The sequence below is a fragment of the Candidatus Methylomirabilota bacterium genome (assembly GCA_035260325.1).
GTDB lineage: Bacteria > Methylomirabilota > Methylomirabilia > Rokubacteriales > CSP1-6 > AR19.
In genome coordinates this window covers 1-10,556 of sequence record DATFVL010000148.1, presented here as the reverse complement: position 1 = coordinate 10,556, position 10,556 = coordinate 1, and the positions used below count along the sequence as shown (strand labels likewise).

At 72.5% G+C, this 10,556-nt stretch carries 13 protein-coding genes; 11 read left to right on the top strand and 2 right to left on the bottom strand.

The features are described 5' to 3' along the window. The 11 genes from VKG64_10035 to VKG64_09985 form a co-directional block, all read left to right on the top strand. Positions 1 to 574 (top strand): carotenoid biosynthesis protein (locus VKG64_10035; GenBank protein HKB25380.1); only part of this gene is annotated, 574 nt, incomplete at its 5' end. After that, on the top strand, positions 571 to 1,593 hold the full coding sequence (gene hpnH / locus VKG64_10030; GenBank protein ID HKB25379.1) for an adenosyl-hopene transferase HpnH: 1,023 nt from the start codon (positions 571 to 573) through the stop codon (positions 1,591 to 1,593). The genes VKG64_10035 and hpnH, both read left to right, overlap by 4 nt. 7 nt (positions 1,594 to 1,600) lie before the next feature. Next, positions 1,601 to 1,930: a hypothetical protein gene (locus VKG64_10025; GenBank protein HKB25378.1), complete on the top strand. Its 330-nt coding sequence runs from the start codon at positions 1,601 to 1,603 to the stop codon at positions 1,928 to 1,930. Then, a complete protein-coding gene (locus VKG64_10020) occupies positions 1,927 to 2,601 on the top strand; it encodes a hypothetical protein (GenBank protein ID HKB25377.1) in 675 nt (224 codons plus the stop codon). Before VKG64_10025 ends, VKG64_10020 begins: the two co-directional genes overlap by 4 nt. A gap of 95 nt (positions 2,602 to 2,696) precedes the next feature. After that, entirely contained in the window at positions 2,697 to 3,707 is a 1,011-nt protein-coding gene (gene hpnA / locus VKG64_10015; protein ID HKB25376.1) for a hopanoid-associated sugar epimerase, read from the top strand. Next, a complete protein-coding gene (gene hpnD, locus VKG64_10010; GenBank protein ID HKB25375.1) occupies positions 3,704 to 4,585 on the top strand; it encodes a presqualene diphosphate synthase HpnD in 882 nt (293 codons plus the stop codon). The genes hpnA and hpnD overlap by 4 nt, the downstream gene beginning before the upstream one ends. A gap of 10 nt (positions 4,586 to 4,595) precedes the next feature. Further along, entirely contained in the window at positions 4,596 to 5,606 is a 1,011-nt protein-coding gene (locus tag VKG64_10005; protein ID HKB25374.1) for an alcohol dehydrogenase catalytic domain-containing protein, read from the top strand. Continuing rightward, positions 5,603 to 6,628 carry a zinc-binding dehydrogenase gene (locus VKG64_10000; GenBank protein HKB25373.1) on the top strand — a complete coding sequence of 342 codons (1,026 nt, stop codon included), beginning with the start codon at positions 5,603 to 5,605 and terminating at the stop codon, positions 6,626 to 6,628. Before VKG64_10005 ends, VKG64_10000 begins: the two co-directional genes overlap by 4 nt. Further along, positions 6,625 to 7,227 carry an acyloxyacyl hydrolase gene (locus VKG64_09995; protein HKB25372.1) on the top strand — a complete coding sequence of 201 codons (603 nt, stop codon included), beginning with the start codon at positions 6,625 to 6,627 and terminating at the stop codon, positions 7,225 to 7,227. The genes VKG64_10000 and VKG64_09995 overlap by 4 nt, the downstream gene beginning before the upstream one ends. 10 nt (positions 7,228 to 7,237) lie before the next feature. Continuing rightward, complete coding sequence (ispH, locus tag VKG64_09990) at positions 7,238 to 8,230, top strand: 4-hydroxy-3-methylbut-2-enyl diphosphate reductase (protein HKB25371.1); 993 nt, start codon at positions 7,238 to 7,240, stop codon at positions 8,228 to 8,230. A 113-nt stretch (positions 8,231 to 8,343) separates the two neighbouring features. Continuing rightward, complete coding sequence (locus VKG64_09985; GenBank protein ID HKB25370.1) at positions 8,344 to 8,706, top strand: cupin domain-containing protein; 363 nt, start codon at positions 8,344 to 8,346, stop codon at positions 8,704 to 8,706. 73 nt (positions 8,707 to 8,779) lie between these two features. Here the strand turns inward: VKG64_09985 and VKG64_09980 are convergent, their stop codons facing one another. Both VKG64_09980 and VKG64_09975 read right to left on the bottom strand, forming a co-directional pair. Then, on the bottom strand, positions 8,780 to 9,754 hold the full coding sequence (locus tag VKG64_09980) for an SDR family oxidoreductase (protein ID HKB25369.1): 975 nt from the start codon (positions 9,752 to 9,754) through the stop codon (positions 8,780 to 8,782). 15 nt (positions 9,755 to 9,769) lie between these two features. Further along, positions 9,770 to 10,135 carry a hypothetical protein gene (locus tag VKG64_09975; GenBank protein HKB25368.1) on the bottom strand — a complete coding sequence of 122 codons (366 nt, stop codon included), beginning with the start codon at positions 10,133 to 10,135 and terminating at the stop codon, positions 9,770 to 9,772. Positions 10,136 to 10,556 lie beyond the last annotated feature (421 nt).

Below are 10,556 nucleotides of genomic sequence, written 5' to 3'. Positions count from 1 at the left end.
GGAGCTCTACGTCGCCGACGTGCCGTTCATGGACGCGCTCTCGTTCACCTTCCTCACCTACGCGTCCTTCTGCCTCGCCCGCGCGGTGCTCATCCGGCGCGCGCCGCGGCGCGGGACGCTCGCGCTCACCGCCGGCGCCCTCATGATGGCGCTCGACGTCGTCATCGACCCGCTGGCCGTGCGTGGCGACCGATGGTTCCTGGGGCGGATCTTCTACTACCCCGAGGGCGGCGCGTACTTCGGAGTGCCCCTGTCCAACTTCGCGGGGTGGGTGATCGTCGGCGCCCTCGGGGTCGCCGTCTACCTGTTGCTCGCGGGGTCTGTCGGTGGCCCGCCACAGGCGCACGGGGCTCCGGTCGCGGTGTCCGCGCTCGGTGGACGCGTCTGGACCGGAGTCGCGCTATACTACGTCGTGCTCGCATTCAATCTGGCGGTCACGGCGTGGATCGGCGAGTGGGCGCTGCTCGCCGCCGGCATCGCGCTCCACGCCGCGATGGGCGCGACGATTCGATACGTGCGGGGGGAGCCGGGCGCGGCGCCGGCGCTCCCCAGCCGGGGAGTCCAGCAGGCATGAGCGTACCCCTCTCGCAGATGTGGGCGGTCGCGTCGTACGTCCTCGGGCAGCGGCTCCGGGGCAACGCGCGCTATCCGCTCGTGCTCATGCTCGAGCCGCTCTTCCGCTGCAACCTGGCCTGCGCGGGGTGCGGCAAGATCCAGTACCCGGCGCAGATCCTCAAGAAGCACCTGAGCGTCGAGCAGTGCCTCGCCGCGGTGGACGAGTGCGGCGCGCCGATGGTGTCGATCCCCGGCGGCGAGCCGCTCATGTACCCGGAGATCGGCCCCCTCGTGCGCGAGCTCGTCGCGCGGAAGAAGTACGTCTACCTCTGCACCAACGCGATCCTCCTCAAGGAGAAGCTCGAGGCGGGGATCTTCGAGCCCTCGAAGTATCTCTCCTTCAGCATCCACATGGACGGCCTGCGCGAGGAGCACGACGAGGCGGTGTGCCGCGATGGCGTCTTCGACGAGGCGGTGGAGGGGATCCGCGAGGCGCTGCGCCGGGGCTTCCGCGTGACCACCAACACGACGCTCTTCGACGGCGCCAACCCGCTGCGCGTGCGCGAGTTCTTCGACGCGATGATGGACCTGGGCGTCGAGGGCATGATGGTGTCGCCGGGCTACAGCTACTCGAAGGCGCCCGACCAGGAGCACTTCCTCCGCCGCCAGCGCGCCCACGAGCTGTTCGGGACCATGCTCGCGAATCCGAAGCGGCGCTGGAAGTTCAACCAGTCGCCGCTCTTCCTCCAGTTCCTCATGGGCAAGCAGGACTTCGAGTGCACCCCCTGGGGGAACCCGACCTACAACATGTTCGGCTGGCAGCGCCCGTGCTACCTCCTGCAGGAGGGCTACGCGAAGACCTTCCGCGAGCTCCTCGAGACGACGCAGTGGGAGCGCTACGGGCGGCAGAGCGGCAACGAGAAGTGCCGCGACTGCATGGTCCACTGCGGCTACGAGCCCACGGCCGTGAACCACACGTTCAGCTCCTGGCGCGGCTTCCGCGACACGGTCGTCGCGACGGTCACCGGCCGGTTCTAGCGCGCCGATGACGGACGAGACCCCCGAGGGCTGGGCGCCCGAGCCCGGCCCCGGGCTCACGCTCGACGAGGTCGTCGAGCGCGCCTTCGACTACCGCGGCAACGTCACGGTCGTGAAGCGCGACGGCTCCGAATTCGAGGGTTACCTCTTCAACCGCGAGCGCGACGCGGCCGAGCCCTTCGTCCAGATGTTCGACCGCGCGGGCGCCGGCCCCTACGAGATCCGCTACGCCGACATCCGCACCATCCGCTTCACCGGCAAGGACACGGCGGCCGGCACCTCCTACGCGGCCTGGCTCCGCGCCAAAGAGTCCAAGAAGCCGGCGTCGCGCGCGTGACCCGCGTCGCGGTCTTCACCGCCGTCGACCTCGAGGCGCGCACGCTCGCGCGCCTGCTCGGCCTGCCCGCGCTCGGCGGCGACGACTGGCCCCACTTCGGCGCCGGCGCGCTCGAGCTGATCTGCGTCGGCCCCCGCGCCCGCCTCCTCGAGACGCGCGCCGTCCGTCTGGCGCCGCCCGCCCTCGTGGTCTCCGCGGGCGTCTGTGGCGCGCTGTCGCCCGAGCTGCGCGAGGGCGACCTCGTCGTGCCCGAGGCCGTCCTGGGCCCGGGCGGCGAGCGCCTCGCGACGGTCGAGGTCGGCGGGCTCGCGCGCGCCGGCGCGCTCGCGACGGTGAGCGACGTCGTCACGACGCCGGCGGCGAAGGCGCGCCTGTGGGTCGAGACGCGGGCGCTCGCGTGCGACATGGAGTCGGCGGCGGTCCTCGCCTGGGCGCGCGCGCGGGGCGTCCCCGCGGCGGTGATCCGCGGCGTGAGCGATCCGGCGGACCGGGGCGTCCCCGCCGACCTCGCGGCGGTCGTCGAGCCCGACGGGCGCGTCCGCACCGTGCGGGCGGTCCGCGCGGTGCTCGCGCGGCCGCGCGCGATCGCCGACGCGATGACGCTCCGGAGCGGCACCGCCGCCGCGCTGAAGGCGGTGGCGCAGGCCCTCGGCCGCATCGCGAGGTCCTAGAGTGCCCCCGGCCTCGCGGACCTCGCGACAATGACGCCACGCGCGCCTCTCTCAGGCCACCCACGGTCCACCCCGGCCTCGCGGACCCCGCTACAATGACCCGGGCGCTCGTCACCGGGGGCACCGGCTTCGTCGGGGCGAACCTGGTCCGCGAGCTCCTCCACGACGGCCGTGCGGTGCGCGTCCTCGCGCGGCCGCGGGGCGACCGGCGGGCGCTCGCCGGGCTAGACGTCGAGATCGCCGAGGGCGACCTCCTCGATCCCGCCTCGCTGCGCCGGGCGGTGCGGGGCGCCGACACGGTCTTCCACGTCGCGGCGGACTATCGCCTCTGGGCCCGCGACCCGGGGGAGCTCCATCGCGCCAACGTCGGCGGCACCCGCGCCGTCCTCGAGGCGGCTGCCGAGCACGGCGTGCGCCGCGTCGTCTACACGTCGACCGTCGGCGCGCTCGGGCTGCCGAAGGACGGCGCCCCGGGCACGGAGGACACGCCGGTCTCGCTGCGCGACATGGTCGGCCCCTACAAGACCTCGAAGTTCCTCGCCGAGCAGGTGGCCCTCGGTTTCGCCCAGCAGGGGCTCCCGGTCGTGATCGTGAACCCCTCGGCGCCGGTCGGCCCCTGGGACGTGAAGCCCACGCCGACGGGCCGGATGGTGGCGGATTTCCTCGACGGCAAGATGTTCGCGACGCTCGACACGGGGCTCAACCTCGTCCACGTGCGCGACGTCGCGCGCGGCCACATCCTCGCGGCCGAGCGCGGCCGCGTCGGCGAGAAGTACATCCTCGGCAACGCGAACCTCTCGCTCGCGGAGATCGGCCTGCTCCTGTCGGAGATCACCGGCATCCGCCCGCCGCGCCTGCGTATCCCGTACGCGGTCGCGTGGCTGGCGGCCCTGTCCATGGAGGCCGCCGCGCGCGTGACGGGTGGCGTGCCGAGGGTGCCGCTCACCGCGGTGCGCATGGCCCGGAAGCGCATGTACTTCAGCCCGGCGAAGGCGGTGCGGGAGCTCGGCCTGCCGCAGACCGACGTGCGCGTGGCGCTCGGCGACGCGGCCGAGTGGTTTTCCGCGCACGGCTATGTCAAGCTCGGGGCGAGGAAGACGGCATGATCGCCGACCTCGCCGCGCGTCTCACCCGGAAGAGCCGCTCGAACTTCTACTACGCGTTCCTCACGCTGCCGCGGCCGCGACGCGAGGCCCTCTACGCCGTCTACGCGTTCTGCCGGACGGTGGACGACGTCGCGGACCTCGGCGCCGCCCGCGAGACCGACGTCGCCGCGCGGCGCCGCGAGCTTGGGCGCTGGCGCGACGAGGTCGCGCGCTGCTACGCGCCCGACGGCGCGCCCGAGCACCCGCTCGCGCGGCGGCTCCAGGCGGCGGTGCGCGCGTTCGCGATCCCGCGCGACGCGCTGCTGGCGATCGTCGACGGCGTCGAGATGGACCTCGACCGCGTCGCGTACGAGACCGCCGAGGACCTCCGGCCCTACTGCTACCGTGTCGCCTCCGCCGTCGGCCTCTGCTGCATCGAGATCTTCGGCTACACGGACCCCCGCGCGCGCGACTACGCGATCCACCTCGGCACGGCGCTCCAGCTCACGAACATCATCCGCGACGTCGGCGCCGACGCGCGGGACGGGCGCGTCTACGTCCCGCAGGAGGACCTCCGGAAGTTCGGCGTGACGTTCGAGGACCTGCGCGCGGGCCGGCACACGGACCGGTTCGTGGCGCTCATGACCCACCAGGCGGAGCGGGCGCGGCGTTTCTACCGGCTTGCGCGCGCGAGCTTCCCGGCGGCCGACGCGCGCGCCCTGGTGCCCGCCGAGATCATGGGGCGGATCTACCAGGCGCTCCTCGAGGAGATCGAGGCGCGACGCTTCCAGGTCTTCGGGGAGCGCATCGTCGTGCCGACGGCGCGGAAAGTCGCGATTGCCGTTCGCTGCTGGGTCGGGGCGCGGTTCGGCCGCCCGGCCCAGGAGCGCGCCGCGTGAGGGCGAGCCTATGAAGGCCGCGGTCCTGCGTGAGGGCGGCAGGCTCGCCGCCGAGGAGTGGCCGCGCCCGGTCATCGGCGAGGGCGAGGTGCTGCTGCGCCTCAAGGGCTGCGGGCTCTGCGGCTCGGACATCGCGAAGATCGTGGACCCGCGGACGCGGGTGCCCGCCGTGCTCGGCCACGAGGTCGTCGGCGAGGTGGCGGCGCTCGGCGCGGGCGTCGCCGGCTGCGCGATCGGCGACCGGGTCGTCGCCGCCCACCACGTGCCGTGCGGCGACTGCCACTACTGCCGCCGCGGCAGCGAGTCCATGTGCGCGGCCTTCAAGGCGTCGAACCTCGACCCGGGGGGCTTCGCCGAGTACGTCCGCGTCCCCGCGCCGAACGTCCGGCACGCGATGTTCCGCGTGCCCCGACACGTGAGTGACGAGGCGGCGTCGTTCGTCGAGCCGCTGGCCTGCTGCCTCCGGGCGCTGCGGCGCGCGCGCATCGAGCCGGGCGACACCACCGTGGTCCTCGGGCTCGGCTCGATCGGCTGCCTGTTCGTACGGCTCCTCGCCCACGCGGGCGTCACCGTCGTCGGCTGCGACCCGATCGCCGAGCGCGCCGACGTCGCCAAGCGCATGGGCGCGGCCGCGGCCGGGCCCGCGGAGGTCGCGGCGGCGGCGCAGCGCGAGCTCTCCGAGGGACGCGGCGCCGACCAGGTCATCGTCACCGGCGGCGGCTCCGAGGTCCTGCCGTGGGCCGCCGAGATCCTGCGCGACGGCGGGAGCGTCCACTACTTCGCCGGCGGCGCGGGGGACGCCCTGCCGATCCGGCTCGACACGCTCTACCATCGCGAGCTGACGGTCACCGCGACCTACTCGTCCTCGCCCGCCGACCTCGCCGAGGCGTTCCGGCTGATCGCGAGCGGCGCGGTCGCGCCCGAGCGGCTCGTCACGCACCGGATCTCGCTCGGCGGGCTCCACCGCGGCGTGGACCTGATGCGCCGCCGCGAGGCGCTCAAGGTGTACGTGACGCCGTGAGGGCGGTCGTCTTCCACGGTCCCGACGACCTCCGGCACGAGGAGCTTCCCGTGCCCGAGCCCGCCGCGGGCGAGCTCGTGGTCCGGATCGACGCCGCCCTCACCTGCGGCACCGACGTGAAGACGCTCCGCCGCGGCCATCCGGTGATGATCCCGAAGATCCCCACCGTCTTCGGCCACGAGCTCGCCGGCACGGTGACCGCCGCGGGCGCGGGAGTCCGGCGCTTCAGGGAGGGCGACCGGGTCGTCGCGGCGAACTCGGCGCCGTGCGGCGACTGCCGGCTCTGCCTCGCGGGCCGACCGAACCTGTGCGAGGACCTCCTGTTCGTCAACGGCGCCTACGGCGAGTTCATCGCCCTGCCCCCGCGTCTCGTCGCGAAGAACGTCGTGCCCCTGGGACGCGGGCTCTCCGCGGCGCGCGCGGCGTTCGCCGAGCCGCTCGCGTGCGCGCTCCTCGGCGTCGAGCGCGCGCGGGTCGAGTCCGGTCAGACGGTGGTGATCTTCGGCGTGGGCCCCCTCGGCTGTCTCCTGGGCCTCGCGGCGGTCGCCCGGAAGGCGCGGGTCGTGCTCGTGGGCAAGGCCGGGTGGCGGCTCGACCGGGTCCGCGAGCTCGGCATCGGGGAGTGCCTCGACGCGACCGGAACCGAGGACGTCGTCGGCGCCATCCGCAGCCTGACCGGAGGCCGCGGCGCCGAGGTCGCGATCGACGCGACGGGGCACCCGGAGGTGTGGGAAGAGGCCGTGGACGCGACGGGCCGCGGGGGCAGCGTGGTATTCTTTGGAGGCTGTGCGCCCGGCACGTCGATCACGTTGGACACGCGCCGGGCGCATTACGAAGAGTTGACGCTCCTGGGGGCGTTCCATCACACGCCCGAGCTGATCCGCCGGGCGGTGGACCTCATGGAGTCCGGGGTGCTGGTGCCCGACGGCCTGATCACCCACCGGATGCCGCTCGAGGCCGTCAGGCAGGCGCTCGACCTCATGGCAAAGGGCGAGGCGCTCAAGGTGCTCATCGAACCGTGAACCGGTGGACCGGGCTCGCCGCGGGGGTCCTGGCGCTCTGGGCGCTCGCCGCGCCGGCGGCGGCGTTCGACAACACGCAGACCTTCGCGAAGGGTACCTACGTCCTCTCGGTCGAGGGCGGCCGCGGCGCACAGTTCAACCTCGAACGGCACCGCACGCAGAGCAACCTCGAACTCTTCAACCTCGGGGTCCGCACGTCGCTCCTGCCCTTCGAGAGCTTCGGTGGCGACGGCCCGCTCCGCGGCGCGCTCGAGATCGGCGTCGAGCCCTTCTATCAGCGGTACACGGACCCGAAGCCGGCGTTCTGGGCGGGCCTCGCGGCGGTCTTCCGCTACCACTTCTTGGCGCTCGGGCGCTTCGTGCCGTACGCGGAGCTCGCGGGGGCGGCCGGCGGGACCGACCTCCAGGTGAAGGAGATCGCCTCCGACTTTTCGTTCCTCCTCTGGGCCGGCGTCGGCGGATCGGTCTTCATCACCGACTCGACCACGCTCTACGCCGGCTACCGCTACGAGCACAACTCCAACGGCAACACCGCCCGGCCCAACCGCGGCTGGGATTCGCACGTGGGCGTGGCCGGAATGTCGTACTATTTCCGGTGAGGGGGGCCGGATGAAATCCGCGATCGCCGAGATCCTGCTGGCGGGGCCGCGCGGCTTCTGCGCCGGCGTGGAGCGGGCCATCGACATCGTCGAGCTGGCGCTGTCGGTCTGCGACCCGCCCGTCTACGTGCGCAAGGAGATCGTCCACAACCGGCACGTCGTCGAGGAGCTCCGCACGAAGGGCGCGATCTTCGTGGACGAGCTCGACGAGGTGCCCGACGGCGCGACCGTCATCTTCAGCGCCCACGGGATCTCGCCGGAGGTGCGCCGCGAGGCCGAGCGGCGGGGCCTGCGTGTCATCGACGCGACGTGCCCGCTGGTGACCAAGGTCCACCTCGAGGCCATCCGCTACGGGCGCGAGAACTACTCGATCGTCCTGATCGGCCACCAGGACCACGACGAGGTGATCGGCACCCTCGGCGAAGCGCCGGACCGCATCCACGTGATCGCCAGCGCGGAGGAGGTCGAGAAACTCCGGCCGCCGGACCCGAGCAAGATCGCGTACCTCACCCAGACGACGCTCTCCGTGGACGACACGCGCGACGTGATCGACGCGCTCCGGCGCAAGTTCCCCAAGATCGTCGGGCCCTCGCGCGACGACATCTGCTACGCGACCCAGAACCGCCAGGCCGCGGTCAAGCGGCTCGCGAGCGACGTGGACGTGCTGCTCGTCATCGGCGCCGCGAACAGCTCGAACGCGAACCGGCTGGTCGAGGTCGCGAAGACCGTGGGCACCCAGGCCTACCTCATCAACGACGTGAGCGACATCCGCCCCGAGTGGCTCGCCGGGGCCGTGCGCGTCGGCGTCACGGCGGGCGCCTCGACACCGGAGATGCTGGTGAGCGAGACGGTGGCCGCCCTCAGCGGCAACGGGGTCGCGGTGCGCGAGGTCCACGTGGTGGAGGAGGACGTCCGCTTCGCGCTCCCCCAGGAGCTCGACCAGATCGCCCGCGAGCGCGGCGTCCCGATGCCCTCGCGGACCGCGATGCGCCAGTCGCTCTAGCGCGCGCCGCGCCCCGGTGGGACAGTCGACAGGCGGCCCCGCGCCGCCTGTCGTCTTTTAGGCCGCGCACGCGGCGGCCGCGCTGACATCGCGGGACGACAGGGGGTGCGCGGGTGAGCAAGCGCAACGCGGTCGGTCTGGCGCTCGTGGTCGTCGCCGTCCTCATCGCCGGCGGGCTCGTCGGCGCCGACGGCGGCGCGCAGGCGGTCGGCGAGAAGCTGATCCTAGACAACGACCAGGTCGCGGTCTTCGAGCTCGTCTTCCCGCCCGGATTCCGCGGTGAGGAGCACGCGGCCGTCGCGAACGAGTTCGCCTACGTCCTCGAGGGCGCGTTCACCGTCGTGACACAGGGCCGGGGCCGGCGCGTGGTGAGGCCCGGCGAGATCGAGTACGCCGCCAAGGGCACCGTGCACCAGTCGCTGAACGAGACGAGGCAGCCCGCCCGCGTCCTCGTCGTCCTCGTGAAGGAGCGCTGAGCCCGCGTCGTCGCCCCCTCCGCCTAGCGGCTGCGAAGAATCCCGCCTCATCGTGAGCGTGCTGGGCGCCCGGTCATCCCCGCTGGATCTCGAGCGGCAGCAGCGTGTCCACCAGCGAGGCGCCGCCGTCGGCGTAGATGAGCTGGCCCGTGATCCACCCCGCGTCGGGCGAGCAGAGCAGCGCGACGACGTTGCCGATGTCCGCCGGCGTCCCCATCCGCCCCATCGGCGTGAAGCCGCTCCCGTGCCACTTGCGCGCGACGTCCACTGCGGCGTCGCCGAAGCTCTGCAGCACGCTGTCGTCCGTGAGGCCGGGGCTCACCGAGTTGACGGTGATCCCGCGCGGCGCGAGGGTCACCGCGAAGTAGCGCACGAGCGACTCGAGCGCGGCCTTCGCCGAGCCCATCGCAACCCAGGGCTGCCACGTGCCCTTCTGGCCGCCGGGCGCGTAGGTGATCGCCAGGATGCGCCCGCCCGCGCCCATCATCGGCACCGCCTCGCGCACGCCGACCAGGAACGCCTTGGCCTGCGAGTCCATCGCGTGGTCCCAGGCCTCGAGCGTGATCTCCATCGGCGTCTGGTAGAACTTCGCCGCCTCCGGCCGCGCGTTGGCGACGAAGACGTCGAGCGTCCCGAAGCGCTGCCGGACCTCGCCGAACATCCGCTTGACGTCGTCCGGGCGCGAGACGTCGGCCTGCACGAGGAACCCGTCGGCGCCGTGCTTGCGCACCCGCTGGAGGGTCTCCTGGGCGGCGCCCTCGTTGACATAGTAATGGACGGCCACCTTCGCCCCGGACTCGGCGAGCTTCAGGGCGATGCCGCGGCCGATCCCGCGCGACCCTCCCGTGACCAGTGCGTGCTTGCCTCTGAGTGACATCGTCTCCTCCTTCCCGAGGGCCATCGCCGCGATGACGCGACCGATGTCCTCGACCGTGTGGACCTGCTCCTTGCGTCCCGTCCGGACCCGCTCGACGACGCCGCGGAGCCCGCCCGCGCCGGCGTCCGTGATCCTGACGATGAACGTCATGCCCTTCTCCGTGGGGTCCATCGATGCGGCCCGTGTCTACCTGCCGATGGGAACGTTCTCGAAGAGGCCGGCGCCCGGGATTTGAATGGTGACCCGTTCGACGCCGGCCGGCGGCGCCGCGAACTTTGCCCACGTCGAGAGCGTCTGCTTCGGCCCCACGAAGACATACTCGTTCTGGCCGCCGTGCCGCGCGGCGATCGGGTTCCGCTGGTCGTCCTGCGCGACCGGATATTTCGTCCTGTTCCGGTCGTCCAGCACGTACGCGTCCACCGCGAGCCGATACGGATCGATCCAGCCGGTCCGCTCGTCCGTCAGCCGCTTTCGCTCGTTCGTGGTGTTGCGATACTGCCACTTGACCGTCAGGACGTCGCCGGCGGTGCGCCGCACCTCGAGCAAGACCACGTCGACGCCTCCGACCTGATGCTCCTGGACTCCGAGACCCTGTGGCTGAGCGGCCGGATCCTTCGGCTGTGCAGCGCCCGGCCCATTCCAGAGGAGCAGAAGAAGGGAGGCGATCCCTGCGAGCACGATTCGATCCCGGCGTCCGGACTCGTGAGCTTTCATCGGGTTTCTCCTCCAGCGCCCGTTGTACGCCGCCGAGCGTTATGAATCCGTCGAGGCCAGCGTTAAAAGTGGCGTCAAAAGTGATAGGGTGGGCTCCCTCGGAGGTGACATGGCGCGACTCGGCCTCACCCTCCTCGGCGGCTTTCAGGCCAGGCTCGACCCCGGTGGCGCCGTCGCCCTGCCGACGAAGAAAGCCCAGGCTTTGCTCGCGTATCTGGCGCTTCCCCTCGGCCAGGCCCATCCCCGCGACAAGCTCGCC

Excerpts from the sequence above, each read along its gene's own strand:
- VKG64_10005 (HKB25374.1), top strand. The coding sequence starts at position 4,596 with ATGAAGGCCGCGGTCCTGCGTGAGGGCGGCAGGCTCGCCGCCGAGGAG.
- hpnD (HKB25375.1), top strand. The coding sequence starts at position 3,704 with ATGATCGCCGACCTCGCCGCGCGTCTCACCCGGAAGAGCCGCTCGAAC.
- VKG64_10025 (HKB25378.1), top strand. The coding sequence starts at position 1,601 with ATGACGGACGAGACCCCCGAGGGCTGGGCGCCCGAGCCCGGCCCCGGG.
- ispH (HKB25371.1), top strand. The coding sequence starts at position 7,238 with ATGAAATCCGCGATCGCCGAGATCCTGCTGGCGGGGCCGCGCGGCTTC.
- hpnH (HKB25379.1), top strand. The coding sequence starts at position 571 with ATGAGCGTACCCCTCTCGCAGATGTGGGCGGTCGCGTCGTACGTCCTC.
- VKG64_09980 (HKB25369.1), bottom strand. The coding sequence starts at position 9,754 with ATGGACCCCACGGAGAAGGGCATGACGTTCATCGTCAGGATCACGGAC.
- hpnA (HKB25376.1), top strand. The coding sequence starts at position 2,697 with ATGACCCGGGCGCTCGTCACCGGGGGCACCGGCTTCGTCGGGGCGAAC.